This is a genomic window from Rhodococcus ruber NBRC 15591, from assembly GCF_001894945.1.
Taxonomy (GTDB): Bacteria; Actinomycetota; Actinomycetes; order Mycobacteriales; family Mycobacteriaceae; genus Rhodococcus; species Rhodococcus ruber.
In genome coordinates this window covers 82,841-105,278 of sequence record NZ_BCXE01000002.1, presented here as the reverse complement: position 1 = coordinate 105,278, position 22,438 = coordinate 82,841, and the positions used below count along the sequence as shown (strand labels likewise).

19 protein-coding genes and 1 pseudogene are annotated in these 22,438 nt (G+C 68.9%); 7 read left to right on the top strand and 13 right to left on the bottom strand.

The features are described from left to right. Positions 1–22 precede the first annotated feature (22 nt). From RR3_RS03280 to RR3_RS03270, 3 genes are all read right to left on the bottom strand, one after another. Complete coding sequence (locus RR3_RS03280) at positions 23–1,432, bottom strand: amino acid permease (protein WP_064066442.1); 1,410 nt, start codon at positions 1,430–1,432, stop codon at positions 23–25. Beyond that, on the bottom strand, positions 1,425–2,690 hold the full coding sequence (locus RR3_RS03275) for a Glu/Leu/Phe/Val dehydrogenase dimerization domain-containing protein (RefSeq protein WP_010595703.1): 1,266 nt from the start codon (positions 2,688–2,690) through the stop codon (positions 1,425–1,427). Before RR3_RS03275 ends, RR3_RS03280 begins: the two co-directional genes overlap by 8 nt. 209 nt (positions 2,691–2,899) lie before the next feature. Further along, complete coding sequence (locus tag RR3_RS03270) at positions 2,900–3,409, bottom strand: Lrp/AsnC family transcriptional regulator (RefSeq protein ID WP_017679733.1); 510 nt, start codon at positions 3,407–3,409, stop codon at positions 2,900–2,902. Positions 3,410–3,593: 184 nt separating this feature from the next. Between RR3_RS03270 and hppD the strand changes: the two genes are divergently transcribed. Then, entirely contained in the window at positions 3,594–4,799 is a 1,206-nt protein-coding gene (hppD, locus tag RR3_RS03265; protein WP_010595701.1) for a 4-hydroxyphenylpyruvate dioxygenase, read from the top strand. 47 nt (positions 4,800–4,846) lie between these two features. On the opposite strand, the gene RR3_RS03260 is transcribed toward hppD, so the two are convergent. Both RR3_RS03260 and RR3_RS03255 read right to left on the bottom strand, forming a co-directional pair. After that, complete coding sequence (locus RR3_RS03260) at positions 4,847–5,290, bottom strand: SRPBCC family protein (RefSeq protein ID WP_017679732.1); 444 nt, start codon at positions 5,288–5,290, stop codon at positions 4,847–4,849. 139 nt (positions 5,291–5,429) lie between these two features. Further along, positions 5,430–5,873: an SRPBCC family protein gene (locus tag RR3_RS03255; RefSeq protein ID WP_010595699.1), complete on the bottom strand. Its 444-nt coding sequence runs from the start codon at positions 5,871–5,873 to the stop codon at positions 5,430–5,432. A gap of 142 nt (positions 5,874–6,015) precedes the next feature. Here RR3_RS03255 and RR3_RS03250 point away from each other — a divergent pair, with 142 nt between their 5' ends. After that, the gene (locus RR3_RS03250) at positions 6,016–7,143 is read left to right on the top strand and encodes an NDMA-dependent alcohol dehydrogenase (RefSeq protein WP_040274655.1); all 1,128 of its coding nucleotides are present in this window, start codon (positions 6,016–6,018) and stop codon (positions 7,141–7,143) included. A 250-nt stretch (positions 7,144–7,393) separates the two neighbouring features. Here the strand turns inward: RR3_RS03250 and RR3_RS03245 are convergent, their stop codons facing one another. Next, positions 7,394–8,458: a cation diffusion facilitator family transporter gene (locus RR3_RS03245; protein WP_064066440.1), complete on the bottom strand. Its 1,065-nt coding sequence runs from the start codon at positions 8,456–8,458 to the stop codon at positions 7,394–7,396. Next, entirely contained in the window at positions 8,455–8,865 is a 411-nt protein-coding gene (locus tag RR3_RS03240) for an ArsR/SmtB family transcription factor (protein ID WP_051009397.1), read from the bottom strand. Before RR3_RS03240 ends, RR3_RS03245 begins: the two co-directional genes overlap by 4 nt. Before the next feature lie 119 nt (positions 8,866–8,984). On the opposite strand from RR3_RS03240, the gene RR3_RS03235 reads away from it, so the two are divergent. From RR3_RS03235 to RR3_RS03220, 4 genes are all read left to right on the top strand, one after another. Then, positions 8,985–9,605 carry a TetR/AcrR family transcriptional regulator gene (locus tag RR3_RS03235; protein WP_010595695.1) on the top strand — a complete coding sequence of 207 codons (621 nt, stop codon included), beginning with the start codon at positions 8,985–8,987 and terminating at the stop codon, positions 9,603–9,605. Between the two features lie 189 nt (positions 9,606–9,794). After that, positions 9,795–11,012: an acyl-CoA dehydrogenase family protein gene (locus RR3_RS03230; RefSeq protein ID WP_017679729.1), complete on the top strand. Its 1,218-nt coding sequence runs from the start codon at positions 9,795–9,797 to the stop codon at positions 11,010–11,012. Further along, positions 11,009–12,040 (top strand): phosphotransferase family protein, encoded by a 1,032-nt coding sequence (locus RR3_RS03225; RefSeq protein WP_064066439.1) that lies wholly within the window; start codon positions 11,009–11,011, stop codon positions 12,038–12,040. Before RR3_RS03230 ends, RR3_RS03225 begins: the two co-directional genes overlap by 4 nt. Further along, positions 12,037–12,789: an SDR family NAD(P)-dependent oxidoreductase gene (locus RR3_RS03220; RefSeq protein ID WP_010595691.1), complete on the top strand. Its 753-nt coding sequence runs from the start codon at positions 12,037–12,039 to the stop codon at positions 12,787–12,789. The genes RR3_RS03225 and RR3_RS03220 overlap by 4 nt, the downstream gene beginning before the upstream one ends. Positions 12,790–12,793: 4 nt before the next feature. On the opposite strand, the pseudogene RR3_RS03215 reads toward RR3_RS03220, so the two are convergent. Further along, positions 12,794–14,070 (bottom strand): annotated as a pseudogene (locus RR3_RS03215) (GAF domain-containing protein). A 220-nt stretch (positions 14,071–14,290) separates the two neighbouring features. Between RR3_RS03215 and RR3_RS03210 the strand changes: the two are divergent. Then, positions 14,291–15,346, top strand: coding sequence for a 2,3-butanediol dehydrogenase (locus RR3_RS03210; protein WP_010595688.1), 1,056 nt, complete (start codon positions 14,291–14,293; stop codon positions 15,344–15,346). Between the two features lie 359 nt (positions 15,347–15,705). On the opposite strand, the gene RR3_RS03205 is transcribed toward RR3_RS03210, so the two are convergent. The 5 genes from RR3_RS03205 to RR3_RS03185 form a co-directional block, all read right to left on the bottom strand. Then, the gene (locus RR3_RS03205) at positions 15,706–16,644 is read right to left on the bottom strand and encodes a 3-carboxyethylcatechol 2,3-dioxygenase (RefSeq protein ID WP_064066809.1); all 939 of its coding nucleotides are present in this window, start codon (positions 16,642–16,644) and stop codon (positions 15,706–15,708) included. A 135-nt stretch (positions 16,645–16,779) separates the two neighbouring features. Next, a complete protein-coding gene (locus RR3_RS03200; protein WP_040274628.1) occupies positions 16,780–17,649 on the bottom strand; it encodes an alpha/beta fold hydrolase in 870 nt (289 codons plus the stop codon). Continuing rightward, positions 17,646–19,547 carry an FAD-dependent monooxygenase gene (locus RR3_RS03195; protein WP_064066098.1) on the bottom strand — a complete coding sequence of 634 codons (1,902 nt, stop codon included), beginning with the start codon at positions 19,545–19,547 and terminating at the stop codon, positions 17,646–17,648. The genes RR3_RS03200 and RR3_RS03195 overlap by 4 nt, the downstream gene beginning before the upstream one ends. A 4-nt stretch (positions 19,548–19,551) precedes the next feature. After that, a complete protein-coding gene (locus tag RR3_RS03190; protein ID WP_052455342.1) occupies positions 19,552–20,928 on the bottom strand; it encodes an MFS transporter in 1,377 nt (458 codons plus the stop codon). Positions 20,929–21,555: 627 nt separating this feature from the next. Further along, positions 21,556–22,290 carry a GntR family transcriptional regulator gene (locus RR3_RS03185; RefSeq protein WP_052455343.1) on the bottom strand — a complete coding sequence of 245 codons (735 nt, stop codon included), beginning with the start codon at positions 22,288–22,290 and terminating at the stop codon, positions 21,556–21,558. Positions 22,291–22,438 lie beyond the last annotated feature (148 nt).

Sequence of the window (22,438 nt, the reverse complement as noted above, 5' to 3'; positions counted from 1 at the left end):
GCGTCGTCGTCTGTACGGTCGGTTACGGCTGCCGGACCGCCTGCCGGCGGTGCAGGAGCCAGCACGCGCCCGCGATCGTCGCGGTGAGGGCGCCGGTCGCGACGAGCTGGGTGCGCGCGGCCGAGTCGAACAGTGCGAGCACGGCGATGCCGGCGAGCAGGCCGAGCGTCGCGTACGACAGGTACGGGAAGCCCCACATCTTCAGCGGCAGAGCATCTTCGGTGCCGTCGCGACGCGCCCGCTTACGCAGCACGAGGTGTGAGACCGCCACGAACGTCCACAGCACGAGGATGGTCGAGCCGACCGCGTTGAGAAGCAGCGGCAGGACCTTGTCGGGTCGCACGTAGTTGAGGGCGACGGTGACGAATCCGAACGCCACCGAGGCCAGGACGGCGTTGCGGGGCACGCCGTTGGCGGCCACCCGGCCGAACACCGGGTACGCCGAACCGCGTTGCGAGAGCGAGTAGATCATCCGTGAGGCGCTGAAGAGCATCGCGTTGAGCGAGGACAGCAACGCCACCACGACGATCACGGTCATCACGGCGGCGGCCCCCGGCACCGAGCCGGCGTTCAGCACCGCGACGAACGGCCCCGTGACCAGATCCTCGGACGTCCACGGCAGCACCGTCACCATGATCAGCACCGAGCCGATGTAGAAGACCAGGATGCGCCAGATCAGCGTGCGCACCGCGCGGCCGACGTTGCGGCGCGGATCCGAGGTCTCGGCGGCTGCGATCGCGATGATCTCGGTGCCGCCGAACGCGAACACCACGATGAGCAGTCCGGCGGCGATGCCGGCGATACCGGTGGGGGCGAAGCCTCCGTGTGCGGTCAGGTTCGCGAACCCGGTGCTGTCGAAGGCCGGCACCCAGCCGGCGATCATCGCGACGCCGATCGCGAGGAAGGCGACGATGGCGACGATCTTCAGTGCCGCGAACCAGAATTCGACCTCACCGAACCGGCGCACGCCGACGAGGTTCACGCCGGTGAGGACGACCATGAAGAACAGGGCCGCGGCCCACTGCGGGATCCCGGGGATCGAGGCGGCGGTGATGGCGGCGGCGCCGGTGGCCTCCGCCGCGATCACGATGACCACCTGGATCCAGTACAGCCAGCCGATGGTGCGACCGGCGACGGAACCGAGGGCGTTCTCCGCGTGCACCGAGAACGCACCGCTGGCGGGGTTCGCGGCCGCCATTTCGCCCATCATCCGCATGATGAGGACCACGAGGGCTGCAGCGGCGAGGAACGAGACGAGGATGGCCGGGCCGGCGACCGCGATGCCGGCGCCGGAGCCGACGAACAGGCCCGCGCCGATCGCGCCGCCGAGGCTCATCATCACCAGTTGCCGCGGTCGCATCGCCTGATGCAGCATCGCCCGTGGGGCGGGCGCGGCCGTGGTGGCCGGTGGGGTGGCCAAGGTGTCAGTCATCGATGCGCTCCCCCGCCGGCACCAGCTGGTCGAGGGCGATCTCGAACGCCGTGGCCGCGACGCCCGTATGGTCGGCGCTGCGCTCGTGGCAGCGCTGCAGCGCCCCGGCAACCGTGTCCGAGACGTCACCGAAGATCGCGGCGTCGGAGACCTCGACGTCGCCCTCCATGAGCTGCGCGAAGGCGCGGGCCATGCCGCTGTTGGCGATGAAGTCGGGGATCACCGAGACGGACTTGTCGGCGTGCTCGTAGGTGGGACCGTAGAAGATCTCGTCGTCGGCGAAGGGGACGTTCGCGCCGCTGGCGATCACCTCGAGGCCCGCCGCGACCATACGGTCGACCTGCTCGCGGGTGACCAGCCGGGACGCGGCGCACGGGAGGAAGACCTCGGCGCCGAGATCCCAGATCGCGTCGTGCACCTCGGTGAAGGGACGCATCCGGTCGCTGCGGAGCGCGTTGCCGTTCTTGGTCAGCAGCAGGGTGCGCACCTCGTCGAAGTCGAGTCCGTCCGTGTCGAGGATGCCGCCGTCGCGGTCGATGATGCCGACGACGCGGGCGCCGGCCTGTGCCAGGTAGTAGGCCGCGGCCGCCCCGACGTTGCCCCAGCCCTGGACGAGCACGCGCTTGCCGGTGAGCTCGCGGTTGCCGGCCGCGTCCCCGTAGATGCGGTAGTGGTGCCGCACCGACTCGGCGACGCCCCAGCCGGTGATGAGATCGGCCACCGTGTACTTCGCGTCCGGGGCGGGGGTGAAGCGGGTGTCCTCGACGACCTTGGCCACACCGAGCCGCAGCTGCCCGACCCGCTGGATGCGCTCGCGCTCGTCCGCGGCGAAGTGCCCGTTGACGACGCCCTCCTGGGGATGCCACAGACCGTTGCTCTCGGTGAGCGGCACGACCTCGGTCATCTCGTCGACGTTGAGGTCGCCGCCGGTGCCGTAGTAGGCGCGCAGCAGCGGCGCGACGGCCGCGAACCAGCGGCGCAGCACCCCGTCCTTGCGCGGGTCGGACGGGTCGAAGTCGATGCCGGACTTGGCGCCACCGATGGCCGGACCGGAGACGGTGAACTTGACCTCCATGGTCTTGGCCAGGGACTCGACCTCGCGGCGGTCGAGGCCGCGGCGCATGCGGGTGCCGCCGCCGGCCGCTCCACCGCGCAGGGAGTTGATGACGACCCAGCCGCGGGCAGTGGTCTCGGTGTCGTGCCACTCGAAGACGATCTCGGGGGCCTTGTCCTCGAAACGGGTCAGCAGGTTCTTCATGTCTTCTCTCGGGAGTCGGGACGGTGCGGTGCCCGGGTGCGGGCGAATGAAGAAGACTGTGACCGTGATTACAAACGCCGCGCAAGTGCGGCCTGCGCTACTGATCAGCCTGAAGAGCTGTAGCGCAGCGGGCTGCCGATTTTCTGTGCAGTGTGCAGAGCTGTGCCGCCGTTTTCTGCGGGGGAGGGCCGGTGGGCCGGTCGTCAGCTCTACCGGCGGTAGGCGGGCGCTTTGGCGGTTCTGCCCGGCTGGAGGGTGCGCAGCAGGGGCATGGCCCGGTAGCGGACCACCTCCGACAACACCATGACGCTGGTCGACCGGGCGACGATCGACGAGCGGTTCAGTTCGATCAGCGTCTGTTGCAGCCCGAGGTGGGAGTCCGCGGCGATCCGGCACAGGATGTCGCCGGCGCCGGTCGTCGCGAACGCCTCGAGCACCCCGGGAATCGCTTCGAGGACATCGGTGATGGCTTCGAGCGCACCCTGGACGATCTCCATCGTCACGAAGGCCTGGACCTCGAATCCGGCCGCCGCCAGGTTCAGGCGCGGTTCGTAGCCGGCGATGACGCCGGACTCCTCGAGCCGGCGCACCCGTGCCGAGACCGTCGCGCGCGCCACCCGCAACCGCCGGGACAACTCCAGCGCACCGATCTTCGGATCCGTGTGCAGCGTTTCCAGGAGCGCGAAATCCAACTCGTCCAGCTGCACGGCGTCACGCATGGCCGTTCCTTCCGAAGAGGCGGCGGAAACTGTACCGATTGTATAGCGGTGCGCCCGGCATCCCTCGTTTTCCAGTCAGGTGGGCCAGCTGAAAAGGGGGAGATTGCGCCGTCCTCGCGACAGGTTTTTCCTGGTGACACACGACACACCGATGGCGCCGCGTCCGGCGGCAGGAGGAATCGCCATGACTCTCGAGTTCACCCTTACCGACAGCGAGAAGCTCGCCCAGCTGAACGCCGAGGAACTGCGGCAGCTCGTCGGCCTCGTCGAGTACGACGCCGATCGGGACCCGTTCCCCGTCAGCGGCTGGGACGCGGTGGTGTGGGTGGTGGGTAACGCCACGCAGGCCGCGCACTACTACCAGTCCGCGTTCGGAATGGAACTGATCGCCTACTCCGGTCCCACCACCGGCAACCGCGACCACCACGCCTACGTCCTGCGGAGCGGTGCGGTGCGGTTCGTCGTCAAGGGTGCGGTGGATCCGGACAGCCCGCTCGTCGACCACCACCGCCGGCACGGCGACGGCGTCGTCGACATCGCGCTGCAGGTGCCCGACGTCGACAAGTGCGTCGCGCACGCCCGGGCCCAGGGCGCGACGGTGCTCGAGGAGCCGTACGAGATCAGCGACGAGCACGGCACGGTGCGTCTCGCCGCGATCGCCACCTACGGCGAGACCCGGCACACCCTCGTCGACCGCTCGCGGTACTCCGGCACGTATCTGCCCGGCTACGTGGACAAGTCGTCGACCTACCGCAAGCGCGACGGCGCTCCCAAACGGATCTTCCAGGCGCTCGACCACGTGGTCGGCAACGTCGAGCTCGGCCACATGGACGAGTGGGTCGACTTCTACAACCGCGTCATGGGATTCACCAACATGGCCGAGTTCATCGGCGACGACATCGCCACCGACTACTCGGCCCTGATGAGCAAGGTGGTCTGCAACGGCAACCACCGCGTCAAGTTCCCGCTCAACGAGCCGGCCGTGGCGAAGAAGCGCTCGCAGATCGACGAGTACCTCGACTTCTACCGCGGTCCCGGCGCACAGCACCTGGCGCTGGCCACCAACGACATCCTCACCGCCGTCGACCGGCTCCGCGAGGAGGGCGTGGAGTTCCTCGCCACCCCGGACGCCTACTACGAGGACCCCGAGCTGCGGGCCCGGATCGGCGAGGTGCGGGTGCCGATCGAGGAGCTGCAGAAGCGCGGCATCCTCGTCGACCGCGACGAGGACGGCTACCTGCTGCAGATCTTCACCAAGCCGATCACCGACCGGCCGACCGTCTTCTTCGAACTGATCGAACGGCACGGTTCGCTCGGCTTCGGCAAGGGCAACTTCAAGGCCCTGTTCGAGGCGATCGAGCGGGAGCAGGAAGCGCGCGGCAATTTCTGATCTCTTCCGCGCTGCGGGATCAGGGCTGCGGGATCAGGGCTGCGGGATCAGGCGTTCCGGACGACCTGGTCCCGCAGCGCGTTCTCGGTCCGCCGCACGATCGTGCCCACCAGGGGCTCGATGAGCAGCCCGGCCGCACGCCCGGCCGGGCCGCCGGGCAGCTGGTAGCCGAAGTCGACGGCGAGCCGCATGTCGCCGTCGCCCAGGTCGTCGAACTGCCACGCCGAGCGGGTGCGGAAGCCGGAGATCGAGCTCAGCACGATCCGGTGGTTGTCCTCCCACTCGACGATCTCGAGCCGGGAGGTGAAGGCGGCCGGACCGATCCGCATGCACGCGTCGAACACCGCGCCCACGCCGCGGACCTGCTCGCCCACGGGCTCGAAGCGGGTCACGCCGTACATCCACTCCGGGACCGTGCGGTGGTCGGCGACGTATGCGAAGGCGGTGTCGAGTTCGACGTGGGCCACCCCGTCGTGGCGCACGTGGATCATGCGGCGATCGTCAGTCATACGGCGGAACCTCCGCCGGGAACCTAGCGGACTTGCTCGCACCTTCGGAATCCGCCCAGGCAGCAGTGCGGGCGGATTCCGGACGAGCGCGCGAATTGCCCCGCCCGAGGCCGGCGCGCGCTCAGGCGACGTGGCCGAGATTCGAGCGCAGCGCCTGTTCCGTCTGGCGGATCGCGGTACTCACCACCGGTTCGATGAGCTTGCCCAGTGCCCGCCCGGCCAGCCCGCCGGGGAGCTGGTAGGCGAAGTCGACGTCGAGACGGACCCGGCCGTCGCCGAGGTCGGCGAGTTCCCACCACGAGGAGGTGCGGAATCCGGCGATGGAGTCGAGGACGATCCTGCGGTCGAGTTCCCAGTCGACGATCGCCAGGCGCGAATCGAGGCCCTTCGGCCCGATCTGCATGGTGGCGTCGAAGATCGCGCCGATGCCGTTGACCTGTGATCCCACCGGTTCGAAGCGGTGGACGCCGTACATCCATTCGGGGACCGTGCGGTGGTCGTCGAGGTAGGCGAACGCCACGTCGAGGGGGACCTCCGCGACGGCGCTGTGGCGGATGTGGATCATCTGTACCTCCGTGGGGACATTTCTGTTACCCAAGGTATCAGGTAACTCGCGTCCTGGGGAGATCCTCAAAGTCGTCCGTTCGGACGCTCGTCCTGCTCTACTCATGGTGACACAGTTCACAGTGGATCCGGTGGGAGGGTTCGTGAAGACCAAGGCTGCGGTGATCAAAGGGCTCAATCAACCGTGGGAGATCGAGGAGATCGACCTGGGCGATCCGGTCGCCGGCGAAGTGCAGGTACGTCTGGCTGCGTCCGGGCTGTGCCATTCCGACGAACATCTGCGCACCGGCGCGACGCCGATGCCGTCCTTCCCCGTCCTCGGCGGGCACGAGGGCGCCGGCGTGGTCACCAAGGTCGGGCCCGGAGTCACCAACATCCGGGAGGGCGACCATGTGGTACTCGCCTTCATCCCGGCCTGCGGGCGGTGCCGCGCGTGCGCGAAGGGCCTTCAGAACATCTGCGACGAGGGGGCGAACCTCCTCACCGGGCAGGCGATCGCCGACAAGACCCACCGGGTGACGCTCAACGGTGACCCGGTGATCCAGATGTGCCTGCTCGGCACGTTCGCGCCGTACGTCACCGTGCACGAAGCGTCGGTCATCAAGATCGAGGACGACATCCCGCTCGACAAGGCCGCCCTGCTCGGCTGCGGCGTCGCCACGGGCTGGGGCTCCGCGACGGCGATCGGCGGCACCAAGGTGGGTGACTCCGTCGTCGTGATCGGCATCGGCGGCGTGGGCATCAACGCGGTACAGGGTGCCGCACACGCGGGTGCCCGGCATGTCGTGGCGATCGACCCGGTGGAGTTCAAGCGCGATCAGGCCAAGAAGTTCGGGGCGACCCATACCTTCGCCTCGATCGAGGAGGCGCTGCCGGTGATCGGCGAGATCACCTGGGGGGCGATGGCCGACGTCACGATCATCACCGTCGGCGAGATCCACGGCGACATCATCGCCCCGTCCATGGCGCTGACGGGCAAGGGCGGTCAGGTGGTCGTGGTGGGGATGGGCAGCGCCGCCGACACCCAGGTGACGCTGAGCCTGTTCGAGCTGACCCTGCTGCAGAAGCGGCTGCAGGGTGCGATCTTCGGTGGTGTCGGACCGCGCTCGCAGATCCCGAAGCTGCTCGACCTCTACCGCAGCGGGCAGCTCGAACTCGACAAGCTGGTCACCAAGACGTACCGGCTCGAGGACATCAACGACGGCTACGCCGACATGCACGAGGGCCGGAACCTGCGTGGCATGGTGCTCTACGGCGACGACGACTACTGAGTGAGCGGGCGAACGAGCGGCGGATCCCACGACGGATCCGCCGCTCGTTCGGTCTTCCGGCGTCGTCGCATGCCACCGGTCCGGACTGTCGAGCGGACGTCGCCGACGCGCGGCCGGAACGTCCCGGAGGGGCCGCACGCGAACCGCACCCTCGACCTGTGCGACCCCCTGCGTCCACGGGCAACCCGGAACCGGCGTGTCCTGACCGGGGTTCGGTCCGTACTGCACGACGCAGGTCGAGCAACTGACCTCAGGTGGCGTGCAGTTCCGTTTCGTGAGGAGGATAGGCGTGCACCAGTGCCGTGGTGAGGTGCGGGACCGCGGAGATCAGTGCCTGCTCGGCTTCGTGAGCGACGGAGTGCGCAGCGCTCAGACTGAGCCCCGGATCGACGTCGAGCTCGACATCGGCGTGCAGACGGTGACCGATCCAGCGCATCTGGAGGCTGCGAACTCGGTCGACGCCGACCCGGCCCGACAGGACGCGTTCGGCTGTGGTGACGAGCTCCGGATCGACGCCGTCCATCAACCGGCGGAAGACGTCCCGGGCGGCGGTGCGCAGAACCAGCACGATGGCGACGGTGATGAGGATTCCGATCACGGGATCGGCGACAGGGTGACCCAGTGCGACCCCGCCGGCGCTGAAAAGAACTGCCAGAGAAGTGAATCCGTCCGTCCGGGCATGTAGGCCGTCCGCGACGAGGGCCGCCGAGCCGATGCGCCGGCCCACCCGGATCCGGTAGACCGCGACGAGTTCGTTGCCGATGAACCCGACAAGCCCGGCCAGTGCGACCCAGCCGAGGTGTTCGATGGGGACGGGATCGATCAGGCGCCGAATCGATTCGGTGCCGGCGATCCCCGCGGACAGGGCGATCATTGCCAGCACGAACAACCCGGCGAGGTCTTCGGCCCGGCCGTACCCGTAGGTGAATCGCCTGGTGGCGGCCCGACGTCCGAGCACGAACGCGATCCACAGGGGCACGGCGGTCAGTGCGTCGGAGAAGTTGTGCACGGTGTCTGCGGCGAGCGCGACGGAACCGGACGCGGCGACGATGACGACCTGTAGTGCCGCCGTCACGGCCAGGGCGACCAGGCTGATCTTCACGGCACGGATGCCGATGTTGCTTGATTCCAGGGCGGAATCGACCCTGTCGGCCGAGTCGTGGCTGTGCGGCGCGAACACATCCCTCAGGGCGCCGACGAGCCCCGAACGCCTGTGGCTGCTGTGCTCGTGGCTGCTGTGCTCGTGGCTGCCGTGCCCGGGGTCGCCGTGGCCGTGCCCGTGGTCGCCGTGGCCGTGGCCACGCCGGGAGGTCATGTGGCCTCCTGCTGCAGGCCGGCTCGACCGGAGCCTTCGTGCAGGGTGCGCAGTCCGGCGTCGGCGCGGTGGTGCCCCGGCACACCCGGGCCGGCGTGTTCCGCGTTGAACACGGCATCGGTCACCAACTGCTTGATGTGCTCGTTCTCGAGGCTGTAGTAGATGGTCGTGCCCTCGCGCCTGGTCCGCACCAGTCGCGCCATCCGCAGCTTGGCCAGATGCTGCGACACCGACGGGGCGGCCTTACCGACATGCTCGGCCAGTTCGGTCACCGACAACTCCCGGTCGACGAGGGCCCACAACAGTCGAACCCGGGTCCCGTCGGCAAGCATGCGGAACACCTCGACGACCAACCCGACCTGGTCGTCGTCGAGTCTCCGCCGACATGGTCCATTGTCTGCATGCATACGCAGATAATAGACTTTCTCCTGTGGTCGGCGGGAGGGGTGGGAAGTTCGGACCGGCAGCGGAAGTGCGAGAGCACGACTGGTGACGACGGCGCCGGGGGGTCGCCTACGGTGATGCCATGGAAACGCGTGAGGAAGCCGTCGAACCGGGGACGTGGCGGCAGTACGGGCCGTCGACCCTGCCGAAGCCCCTCGAGGCCGCCCTCGAGGCGTTCGCCGAGCGGGGGTACGACGGCACCTCGATACGGGAGGTCGCCGCCCGGGCCGGGCTGTCGGTTCCGGGTCTGTACCACCACTACCCATCCAAGCAGGCACTGCTGGTGTCGTTGACGACGCTGGTGATGCGCGACCTGCTCGACCGGAGCAAGCAGGCCCTGGCGGAGGCCGGACCGACACCGTCCGAGCGGTTCGACGCCGTTGTCGAGTCGCTGCTGCGGTTCCACATGTTCCGGCGCAACCAGGCGTTCGTCGCCTCCACCGAGATGCGCAGCATGGAACCGGGTAACCGGAAGGCGTACATCGCGTTGCGTGACGAGCAGCAGCGGATGCTGGACGAGATCGTCCGGGACGGGGTGGCGAAGGGGGAGTTCGGCACCGCGTTTCCGGAGGATGCGAGCCGGGCGGTGACCACCATGTGCGTGGCCGTCGCCTCGTGGTACCGGCCGGACGGACCGCTGTCCCCCGACGAGGTTGTCCGCCGCTACCTCGCGATCGCACGCTGCGCGGTAGGCGCTCGGTAGGCCCGGCGCCGCAGACGCCCGGTAGGCACGGCGCGGCAGACGCCCGGTAGGCACGGCGCGGCAGACGCCCGGTAGGCCCGGCGCGGTGGGCGCCCGGTAGGGCGCCCTGGGTTGACCCGGCGGGGTGGGGTATGTCACGGTTGAAGCAACCGAGCGATCGATCGGTCGGGGTGAGGAGGAGGAATCGCGATGGCTGTCGATCTGTCGTACCCGGAACACGTCCAGGCGCTGGTGGCGAAGACCGAGGAGTTCGTCCGGGAGCACGTGCTGCCCGTCGAGGACGCCCACAACGGTGACATCACTGCCGCGGGCGGCGACGACCTGCGGGTGAAGCTGCAGCAGGCGGCCAAGGAAGCCGGGGTCTTCGCGCCGCACGCGCCCGTCGAGTACGGCGGCCACGGTCTCGGCATGGTCGACCGCGCCCCGGTGTTCGAGGCGGCCGGGTACTCGCTGTTCGGACCGATCGCGCTCAACATCGCCGCGCCCGACGAGGGCAACGTGCACATGCTCGCGCACATCGCCAGCGCGGAGCAGAAGGAGCAGTTCCTCGCGCCGCTCGCCCACGGCGACGTGCGGTCCGGCTTCGCGATGACCGAACCGGCCCCCGGTGCCGGATCCGATCCCAACGCCCTGACCACCCGCGCCGAGAAGGCCCCCGGCGGTTGGAAGATCAACGGCCGCAAGTACTTCATCACCGGTGCCGACGGCGCGGGCTTCTTCATCATCATGGCCCGCACCTCCGGCGAACCCGGCCAGCGCGGCGGGGCGACGATGTTCCTCGCGCCCGCCGACACTCCCGGCCTGACCGTCGGCCGGCACATCGACACCATCGACCGCGCCATGATCGGCGGCCACTGCGAGGTCTTCTTCGAGGACCTGTTCGTGCCCGACTCCGCCGTCCTCGGCGAGGTCGACCAGGGCTTCGCCTACGCGCAGGTGCGGCTCGGGCCCGCCCGCATGACGCACGTGATGCGCTGGCTCGGCGCCGCCCGCCGCGGCCACGACATCGCCGTCGCCCGCGTCGCCGAACGCGAAGGATTCGGGAGCAAGCTCGGCGACCTCGGCATGATCCAGAAGATGGTCGCCGACAACGAGATCGACATCGCCGCCACCCGCGCCCTGCTGACGCAGGCGTGCTGGGAACTCGACCAGGGCTCCCACGCGTCCAACTCCACGTCCATCGCCAAGACCTTCGCCGCCGAGGCGGTGTTCCGGATCGTCGACCGCTCGATGCAGATGTGCGGCGGGCTCGGCGTCTCCGCCGACCTGCCCGTCGCGCGCCTGGCCCGCGAGGTCCGCCCGTTCCGCATCTACGACGGGCCTTCCGAAGTGCACCGCTGGGCCATCGCCAAGCGAGCCGTCGGCGCCGCGAAGAAGGCCGCCGCCGCGAAGGAGAGCCGGGCATGAAGACCGCACAGCACGAGGGGCTCGACCTGACCGCCCTGCAGCGCTACCTGGAGGACTCGGGCATCGCCCTCGACGGCGAACTGCGCGCCGATCTCATCTCCGGTGGCAAGTCGAACCTGACGTACGCGATCTCCGACGGCACGTCGCGGTGGGTGCTGCGGCGGCCGCCGACGGCGGGACTCACCCCGTCCGCCCACGACGTCGCCCGCGAATTCCGCATCACCTCGGCGCTCCAGGGCTGCGGTGTGCCGGTCGCCCAGACGGTCGCCCTCTGCGAGGACGACTCCGTGATGGGCGCCCCGTTCACCGTCGTCGAGCACGTCACCGGGCGGGTGATCCGCACGACCGACGACCTCGCCACCCTGAGTGACACCGAGATCGAAGCGTGCACCGGCGAACTCGTCCGTGTGCTCGCCACCCTGCACTCGGTGGACTACGAAGCCGTCGGTCTCGGGAACCTCGGTCGCCCCGACGGGTACGTCGCGCGTCAGGTCAAGCTGTGGGCCGGTCAGTGGGGCCGGGTCAAGACCCGCGACCTCGACGACCTCGACCGCCTGCACGCCGCCCTCGCCGACTCGATTCCGGAATCGTCCGCGGCGTCGATCGTGCACGGCGACTACCGCATCGACAACACGATCCTCGATCCCGGCGACGCCGGAAAGATTGCGGCGGTGGTGGATTGGGAGCTGTCGACGCTCGGCGACCCGCTCACCGACGTCGCCCTGATGTGCGTGTACCGCAACCCCGCGCTCGACCAGGTGCTCGGCGAGTCCGCCGCGTGGACCAGCCCGCGCCTGCCGTCGGCCGACGACCTCGCCCAGCGCTACGCGGTCGCGACGGGCCGCGAGCTCGCCCACTGGGACTTCTACATGGGACTGGCGAACTTCAAGCTCGCCGTCATCGCCGAGGGCATCAACCACCGCTGGCGCGTCGGCGCGACCGTCGGCGACGGTTTCGACAAGGCGGGGGAGGCCGTGCCGGTCTTCGCGGCCGCCGGACTCGACGCGCTGCGGGGAGGTGGCGCATGACAACCGATCTCGCCAACCCCAGTGCGCTCGTCACGGGTGCGTCCCGCGGCATCGGGCTCGGTGTCGCCACCCGCCTCGCGCAGCAGGGCTACGGTCTGACCCTCACCGCGCGCGACGAGGCGCGGCTCGGCGCGGTCGCCGCCGACCTGCGCGACGCGGGTGCGCCCGAGGTGCGCGTCGTCGCTGCCGACCTCGGCGATCCCGAGACCGCGAGCCGCGTCGTCGCGGCACACGAGGAGACGTTCGGCAGCATGCGGGCGCTCGTCCTCAACGCGGGCGTCGGCACCGCCGGCACCATCGCCGAGTTCCCGATGCGGCGGTTCGGCAAGACCGTGTCGGTGAACTTCGAGACCCCGTTCGCGTTCGCCCAGTCGGCGCTGCCGCTGCTGCGCAAGGCCGCGGCCGCTGTTCCGCGCCGCGGGGCGAAAGTGGTTGCGCTGTCGTCGATCACCGGTGTCTATGCCGAGGCGGGTCTGGCCGTGTACGGGGCGACGAAGGCGGCGCTGATCTCGCTCGTGGAGACGCTCAACGCCGAGGAGTCCGGCAACGGCATCAGCGCGTCCGCGATCGCGCCCGCCTACGTCGACACCGACATGTCCGACTGGATCAAGGACCGCATCCCCGCCGAGGAGATGCTCGAGGTGAACGACGTCGTCGAACTCGTCGACGCGGTGCTGCGGCTGTCGTCGCGCGCGGTGCTGCCGCGCCTGGTGCTCAGCCGCGCCGGGACGGACGCCTACCGGGCGTGAGCACTCACCGGCCGTCCGCCAGCGCGCGGACGGCCGGGCTCGCGCTGTGCCGGACGAACGCACAGTCCGAGAGCCGCTCGGCCGCACCGAGGGTGAGCGTCAGGTCGACCGAGTCGGCGAGCCGGTAGGGGCGGCTCTCGACGACGGAGCCGAGCGCGCGGCGCAGCCGGGACACCTCCGCCCGCACCGCGACGGCGTGGTCCGGGTCGCCGTAGATGCCGTTGCTGAGCTCGGTGACCGTCATCCCCTCGCGGCCCCGCAGGTGCAGCATCAGCATGATCTCCGCGTGCCGCGCGGACAGCGCGCTGCGCCACGTCGAGTCCGCGCCGCTGACGACCACCGTCGGCGCGCCGGACAGGTCGAGCTCCATCGTGATCCGCGCCGGGCCGCCGGCGGGCCGGATCAACCAGCCGTGCGCGAGCTGCTCCGGGACGCACATCCCCAGGCCCGGGACGCTCAGGGTGCGGTCGGCGGTCGGTGCCGCGACCCGCTTGGTGGCCGCGACGCCCGACGCGTGCGCCACCCATCCGTGTTCGTCGACGAGCAGCAGCGGACCGCTCATCGAGGCGAGCACCGGCGCCGCGACCGTGCGCAGCCGCTCGAGCCGGTTCTCGTGCAGCCGCCACAGCTGCGCCTCGGCCAGCCGCACCGCCGTCTCCACCAGCGCGCTGATCGTGGGATGGATCGTCAGCGCCGGGCCGCTGACGTCGACCACGCCGAGCAGCTCCCCGGTGCGGGGATCGTGGATCGGGGCGGCCGTGCAGTACCAGGGATGCTGGGACTGCTCGAAGACTGCTCGAAGTGTTCGGCGGAGAACAGCTGCACCGGGGCGGCCTCGGCGAGCGCCGTGCCGATCGCGTTGGTGCCCACGGTCGACTCCGTCCACCGGGCGCCCTCGCTGAACCCCAGGCTGTCCGCCCGGCTGCGGACCTTCGCCGACCCGGCCCGCCACAGCACGATCCCGTCCGCGTCGGTCACCACCATCAGCATGTGCGACGCCTCGGCCACCGAGCACACCACCTGCTCGAGGTCGCCGATCACCCCCGACAGGGGCGAGGCGCGGCGCCGGCGTTCCACCTCGGCGAGCGGCAGCAGGGCGCGGGCGTTGCTGCCGTCGGGGGCGAGACCGGCGCCGAGCACCCGCGTCCACGACCGCGCGACCACCGACCGCGGCCGCAGCGGCGAGCGGCCGCCACCGATCACCGCGTCGTGCATACGCGCCAGCTCGCGCGCGTATCGGTGCAGGTCGGTGCCCGGTTCGATGGCGCTGAAGTTGCCCACGGTCTCCGTCTCTCGTCGGTCGAGTTGTCGCGAGCATATGCCCTCGGGTGTGTCCGGCACCACACCCGGCGGTACGCGCAACGCGCTGCAACGTTTGCCGCGGCGGCGCGCTCGATGTGTGCTGGATCACGCGCCGACCTCGGCAGCGGCGCACCCGGATGATCCCGCGTCGGACTCGGCCGACCAAGATCCGACGCCCGTACAGCGAGGAGATCGACCCATGAAGGCAGCCCGCTTCCACGGCCCCGGGGACATCCGGGTCGAGGACATTCCCGAACCGGCCACCCGCCCCGGCACCGTCAAGGTCGAGGTGGAGTGGTGCGGCATCTGCGGCACCGACCTGCACGAGTACCTCGAGGGCCCGATCTTCGCCCCGCCCGCCGACGCACCGCACCCCATCACCGGCGAGACCGTGCCGATCACCCTCGGGCACGAGTTCGCCGGCGTCGTCGCGGAAGTCGGCGAGGGCGTCGACGATCTGCGCGTCGGCGACCGGGTCGCGGTCGAGCCGTACATCATCTGCGGACGCTGCGACGCCTGCCGCAACGGACGCTACAACGTCTGCGGCACACTGGGATTCGTGGGACTGTCCGGCTACGGCGGCGGGTTCTCCCAGTACGTCGTGGCCGAGCGGCGCTGGATCCACCCACTCGGCGAACTCGGCACCGACGTCGGCGCACTCGTCGAACCCCTCGCCGTGGCCTACCACGCCGTACGCCTGTCCGGAGCGCGACCGAGCCACTCGGCGCTCGTGTTCGGCGCCGGGCCGATCGGGCTCGTCACCACGTCGGCCCTGCGCGCCGCCGGTGTCGACCAGATCATCGTCGTCGAACCCGCCGACGTGCGGAAGAAGAAGGCCGAACCGGCCGGCGCGGACCACATCATCGACCCGCGCGACGGCGACGTCACCGAGCAGGTCCTCGAGCTGACCGGCGGACGCGGCGCCGACGTCTCCTTCGAATGCGCCGGCATCGACGCGGTGCTGAAGTCCGCGATCCTGTCCACCCGGGCGGGCGGCACGTGCGTCAACGTCGCGATCTGGGGCCACGAGGCGTCCGTCGCGATGAACGATCTGGTCTTCCGCGAGGTCAACCTGCTCGGCAGCCTGGCCTACGCGAACGACCATCCCGCGACGATCGAGATGATCGCCTCCGGCAAGGTCGACCCCTACCAGTTCATCACCGGCCGCATCGACCTCGACGACATCGTCGCCCACGGGTTCGAGGAACTGATCTCCAACAAGGAGGAGAACGTCAAGATCCTCGTCCGGCCGTGAGGCACCGCCCTGAGGGGCCGGGAGCCGGCTGCCGCGGTGTCGGCATCGACGCCGGGATCGTGGTGCTCGCGCGTCCGCCGTGGGTGGGTCTCCGCGACGAATCACAACCGGATGTCGAGGTCGATCGGCGGTCGATTCCTCGTACTCGTAGGCCACCTCCTACGTCGTCACCGTGCCACCCGGCGACGTGATGACCATCGGCACCACCTACGAGGCCGGCCGCCCCGCTGCATCGGCAACGGAGTGGCCGGTCGAGTGAGAGGCGACGCAGCCGTCGACGAGGCTGTGTCGCCACTGCGACACCCTCTGAGGGTGGCCCTTCGAGCGGGCTCGGGCGCCCGGCCTCGGGGAGGCCTCCGCTACGACAAGACGGCGGTGGTGATTCCGAATCCGGCGATCCACTCCGGGATTTCCCGGTAGAACGTCGATGTGACCCGATACGGGCCGCAGGCTGCGAGGGCGGCGTAGGCAGCGATCCACGTGCGTACCTCGTGGGAGGAGTGCCCGGCCTGTTCGACGAACCAGTCGTTGGTCCACTCGTCGATCTGCTCGAGGTCGCCGGAGGCGAGGACGTCGAGCAGGTGCCGGTCCCATTCGGGATTCAGTGGCTGGATCGTGGCGGTGCCGGCGGCGAAGTCCCGCCCGGCGGTGATGACGCGCTGTTCGCGGGCGTCGCGTTCGGCGGCGGTGGGGTTGCGGCCGTCGATCAACCGCTCGCGCACTTCCTCTGGCGCGGTGGTGAACTGCGGGACCGGCGGGTCATGGGACAGGCCGCCGGAACCGACGAAGAGCACACGCTTGTCCAGCTTGGCAGCGGCCCGCCCGACCGCCTCGCCGAGCAGCCGTACCCGGCTGACCGGGCCGAGCGGTTCGGCGACCGAATTGATGAAGATCGGCACGGTCGGCACGGCGGTGATCGAGCCGACCAGCAGTTGGAGTGCCTGGGCGAATCCGTGGTCGACGTGCATGCGTTCGGAGAATGCGACGTCGATGCCGCTGTCGAGGACTTCGCGGGCGACGGCGTAGGCGGCGTCACGGTCGACGTCGAGAGGGCCGGCTTCGGTGCCGTAGTCGCCGACGGACTGCGCGGCGGCGCCGATACAGAACGGCGGCAGCAGATCGTAGAAGACGCCGTTGTAGTGGTCGGGGGCGAAGATGACGATGAGGTCGGGGGCGAAATCGGCGATGAACCGGCGCGCGTGGTCGAACGCGGCGTCGACGGCGTCGATGACTTCCTGGTCGGGGTCGTTGCGTCCCATCAGGGGGGAGTGCGACATCGCGCACAGCGCTACGGGCATCGCGGCGGTCTCCTTGCAGCTGGTTCGGCGCTTCCTTTCCGGACGGCCCGGGCGAGAGCGCAATGGGTCGGGTGGGTGGGATCCGGCCGGCGCCGCCTCGGTTGCAGGAGGTTGGCGGCACCGGCCGGGTCCGGGTCAGCTGCGGTCGAGGAGGAAGTCCAGGTGCAGCTTGTTGAAGGTGTCGGGGTCCTCGTACTGGGGCCAGTGACCGCAGTTCTCCATGATCGCCAGCGTGGCGCCGGGGATGTGGGAGGCGATGCGCTCGGCTTCGTCGACCGGACCGGAGGGGTCCTTGGTGGTCCACAGCACCAGTGCGGGCACGGTGATGCCTTCGAGGGTGGCGTCCGTGATCATGTTCCGCTTGCGGGTTTCGAGGTCCTGTAGTGCCATGTTCATCTCGCACGCCTCGAGCCAGTCCGGTTGCTGGAAGATGGCCTGCCGGGTGCGGATGAGGTCGTCGGTGACCATGGTCGGGTCGGCCATGAGCCATTCGAGGCGGGCCTTGACCCGTTCCCAACTCGGGTCCTTCGCGGCTTCCATCGACAGGGTGTAGAGCCGCTCCATCACCTTCGGGTTGGCCATGGTGCCGCCCATGGTGTTGAGCACGATCCGCTCGACCTTCTCGGGATGGTCGTGCGCGAACTGGGCGGTGACCCACCCTCCGAGCGACTCGCCCGAGAAGGACGCCTTCTCGACGCCGATGGCGTCCATGAACTGCAGCACGTGATCGATGTAGTGCTTGATCTCGAGCGGGTGATCCGGCTTGGACGAGTAGCCGTGGCCGATGAAGTCGATCGCCCAGACGTTGAAGTGCTCGGCGTGCGACCGCAGATTGCGGACATAGGCTTCGGCGTGGCCGGTGATGCCGTGCAGCAGGATCAGTGCGGGCTTGGCAGTGTCGCCGGCGTGCAGGTAGCGGGTGCGGTAGGGGCCGGCCTGGATGAAGCCCTGGCTGAACTCGACCTGGTTCAGGTCGTCCCAGACGCTGGTGTAGGGGCGGCTCATGAATTTTCTCCTTCGACTGTGGTGGTGGCCGCCGGTGCTGCGTCTTCGGCGGTGACGTGTGGGACGATGATCGGCACTGCCCGGGTGCTGTATTGCGGCTCATTGGTGCCGCTCGCGTTCTGCTCCTCGCCCGGGGCGCGGTCGAGGATCGCGGTCAGTGCGTTCTCGAGGCTGGTGAGCGCTTCGGTGTCGTCCCACACCGGGGCGCTGTGTCGCCACGCGATGTAGCCGTCGGGCCGTACGAGCAGGGCACCGGCCTCGTCGATGTCGCGGACCTGTCGCCAGTAGCCGTAGGGATCGATGGCGCCGGGTTCGCCGACGACGACGGTCCGCAGGAACGGTAGGTCCAGCTTGGCAGCAGCACGCTTCCATGCCTGGCCGCCGATCCCGGTCAGCAGGGTCATCTGTCCCTTGCCGGTGACATCGAGGGTGGAGACTCTGGTGTCGTCGGCGCCGACCAGCCACGCGTGCGGCAGCTTGGCGCCGGGCCGGGTGGTGGCCTGCAGATACAGCTCTCGATCGCGTGCCCACACTTCCTCGCCGGCCACGGTGTCGGGAACGACCGCGCAGGAGGCGTAACGCTGGTTGAGTTCGACGCCCTGGGCATTGAACTCGCTGTTCTTGACCTCGAGTGCCTCGTACAGCCGCTCACGCAGCGCCACACCTTCGGGCGAGGGTTCCTTCAACTTTGCCAGCCCGGCGGTGACCGGGTCGTCGCTGTCGTGCTCGAACCACTCGCGCAGCCCGGCGTAGTCCTTGCGGGACTGGTTGGCACGAGTGACGATCTGTTTGCCGACCGGAACGCGCTCCGGGGAGTACGACTCGAGCAGACCCGGACCCGCGTATCCCTTGACGGCATAGGCGATCTTCCATGCGAGATTGAATGCGTCCTGCATGGACGTGTTCGATCCCAGCCCGCTGCTCGGCGGGTGCCGGTGCACGGCGTCGCCCCCGCAGAAGACCCGACCGGCCTGATAATGCTCGGCCCACTGTTGATTGACGTACCAGAACGACCGCGTCACGATCTCGATGTCCAGGTGCGGGTCGCCGACGAGGGTCCGGATCTGTTCGAGCACAACATCATCGGACACGTCGGGCTCGCCCTGTGCCATGTCGAAGCCCCAGCCGGCGATCCACTGGTCCCACGGCCGGATCGCGCGCAGCAGACCCATGCCGATCTCACCGAAACCGGCCTTGGAGTTGACGATCCAGTGCAGGATGCTCGGTCGATGAGCGACATACTTGCTCAGGTCCGCATTGAACAGGATGTACGCGGTGCCGGCGCGGGCGAGTTCGCCCTCGAAAGGCAGTCCGATCTGTTCGGCGATCTTCGATCGTGCACCGTCGAAGCCGAGCAGGTACCGCGCTCGCTGCTCGAATTCGGTGCCGGAGCGGACGTCGCGGAAGCGGACGGTCACTCCGTCCTCGTCCTGGGTGTGGTCGAGGTACTCGGTGTGGAAGCTGATGACCGCACCGCGTTCGGCGGCGTTCTTGATCAGCACCGGCTCCATCAGGGGCTGCGGAATGTCGAGCATCGTGCACGGGCTGCCGGACAGGTAGTCGCCGTGACGGAGATCGCCGGTTCCCCAGGTCTGCATCCGGACGATTTCCTCGCCGGCCAGGCTTGTGGTGAACAGCGTGTCTCCCATCTGGTCCCACGGCGTCGCGTACTTGCGTGCCTCGTCTTCGACGCCCAGGTCGCGCAGCACTTCGACGGCGCGCTGATTGGTGATGTGCGCGCGCGGCGAGTTCGCCACCCAGGGGAACATCGACACGGCGTGGACTCGGATGCCGTAGGTGGCGAGGGCGAGCGCCGCTGTGCCGCCGGCGGGTCCGAGTCCGACGATGACGACGTCGGTGTCGTAGGAGGTGGGGGCGTGGTCACTCATGTCTGTCATCACTTCACTTGTCGAGGACGCGCAGCGGTTCTGCGGAATCCGTGTCCGCAGCCGTCGGGGCCGTAGCCGTTGCGGTGTCCGGGCGGGTATTCGGGGTGGAGGTTGCTCGATCTCGAACCAGTTGTCGTGCAGCACCGTTGCGTCCCCATCCGCCCGGCAGGAGGACTACCGAGAAGATCGAGACGGCGGAGACGATCAGCAGGTACGTGACGATCGCATCGCTCGATCCGGTAGCGGTGTAGAGGGCGGCGGCGATGGTCGGGGCGAACGCGGAGCCCAGGATCTGTGACAGGGTGTAGCCGACGGAGACCCCGCTGTAGCGGACGTCCGCGTCGAAGATCATGGTGAACAGCGACCCGGTGACACCGGCGGCCGGCGCCATGGCGATGCCGAACACCAGCACCTGGGCGAGCAGGAACAACCACGGATTGCCGGTGTTGATCAGCGCGAACGCGGGACCGATCGTCACACCCATCAGCACGGCGCCGGTGAGGTACAACGTCTTGCGGCCGAACGTGTCCGACAGCGCCCCGAACACGGGATAGAGCACCACCGCGACCAGGCCTGCGACGAAGACGCCGGCGAGAGCCGAGGTCCTGCTGATCCCGGCGACGGTGGTGCCGTACGAGACCAGGTACGCCATGCAGATATAGGCGAACACGCCCTGGGACAGATAGGTGCCCGCGACGAGCAGGATCTCCTTCCAGTGCTTACGGAATGCCTCGGCGATCGGCATCCGCACCACCGCGCTGCGTTCTCTGACCGCCGCGAAATCGGGACTCTCGGACAGCGACAGGCGGATGAACAACCCGACGACGATCAGGACCGCGCTGAAAAGAAAGGGCAGTCGCCATCCCCAGGACAGGAACTGCTCATCGGGGAGCTGGGACACCACGAAGAACGCCAGCGTGGCGATGCTGGTACCGGCAGGTGCCCCCATCTGGGAGAACGAGCCGAAGAACCCCTTCCTCCTGCTCGGAGCGTGCTCGACCGCCATCAAGGTGGCGCCGCCCCATTCGCCACCGACCGCGAAGCCCTGCACCAACCGCAGGACTGTCAGCAGGATCGGGGCGGCGACACCGATCTGCGCGTACGTCGGCATCATGCCCATGAGCATGGTCGCTGCGCCCATGCCGACCAGGGAGATCACCAGCATCTTCTTGCGGCCGACTCGGTCACCGAAGTGACCGAAGACTATGCCGCCGAGGGGGCGTGCGAAGAATCCGACACCGAAAGTGGCGAACGACAACAGGATCCCGATCGCAGGGGAGACGTCGGGGAAGAACAGTTTCGGAAACACCAACGCGGCCGCGGTGCCGTAGATGAAGAAGTCGTAGTACTCGACGGTGGTGCCGATGAAGCTTGCCAGCGCGACGCGCATCGGACTGGTGTGCTTCGCCGGGATGGAGGGTGAGGTTGTCACGGCAGGATCGCTCCCGTCCAGCGGAGCGCCGCGGGAGTCGGGCGGGTCGAGGAAGAGACGGTCGACATGGCCGCTCCTTTCCGGTGAGGCTGCGGCGTGCCGCAACTGGAATGCTAGTCGTCTAGCAGTCAAGGTAGCCTCTCGACGAGGAGTGACGCAAGTCTCGATTCGGGCGCGGAGTATCGGGGGTGGTAGGGACTCCGTCCCGGCCGGTCGCTCGCGACGATCGGGCCGGTCGATCCGGGGGAGGGTCGGGAAGGCGACTGCGAGGTCTTGACCTCGATCAACCGTGCCGCACGACGAACCTCGTCGACAGGAGAGTCGAATTCGGTTGTGCGATGGGCGATGCCGGGCTCGGCGCGGCTCCGTCCATGCAGGGGGGAGAAGCGGGATCCGGCCGTTCTGCACGCGCGTCGGACCCCTACGGAGCGGCTGCGCAGGCTCGGGATCGCCGGCGACGACGCCTACTCCTGCCGCACGTACCTGCCCGAGGCGGGGGCACCGGGGGAGGGCAGGGTTCTCGGCGGGCGACGTCGTCCGCGCTCATGCGCACGGTCCTCGCCGCCTGCAGCGGCGGGCGCGGGCTCAGTGCCCGGTGCCGGCCTCGTCGCGGATGACCGAGATCGTCCCGACGATGTGACGTTCCATCGCTGCCCGCGCCGCGCTCGCGTCCCGATCGCGGATCGCTTCTGTGATCTCACGGTGGTCGTGTTGCCGTTCGGACAGCGCGCTCGCCAGGGGGTTGGTGATTCCGGTGGTGTTGATGAGGAAATCCGACAGGTCCCACATCCGTTGACTCGTCTCGGCCATGATCCGGGAGTGGGCCATCGCGTGGATGGTGGCATGGAACTCCCGGTTGTGTGCCCGGTAGCCGCGAGCGCGCACCTCAGGATCGGACGAGGTGATCAGTGCGTCGACCCGGCTCGAGATCAGATCCAGCTCCAACAGTTGGGCCTCGGTACGGCGAGTGGCGGCCACCGCGGCGATCGCCCCCTCGAACCCGCCGAAGAGCATGTAGAAATCTTCGACTTCGCGGGGGCTGTAGGAGACGACCTCGCAGCCGACTTGCGGCACGATGTGCACGAGCTTCTCGCTCGACAGTCGCCGCAGGGCGTCCATGATCGGTTGCTTGCTGACCCCGAATTCCTGGCGGATCGCCTCGACGACGATCTTCTCCCCGGCCGCGTAGTGCCCTTCCATCAGACGAGTCTTGATGACGTCGTACAGGGCGGCGGACAGCCGGGCGCCGGAGGTGCGGGCACTGGCAAGCAGCGCGGCGGACTCGCTTCCCTCGTGGGTTCTCGAAGAGGCGATACTCATCGGTCACGCTCCCTCAGTGGTCCGGTCATGGATCTCCTCGTCAACAAGCTACTCACGCCACTCGCATTCTAGTACTTGTGGCGTGAGTCACTGTGCGTTACATTGGTCTGGCACGCTAGCATTCCAATTTGAGGTGTGACCATGTTTT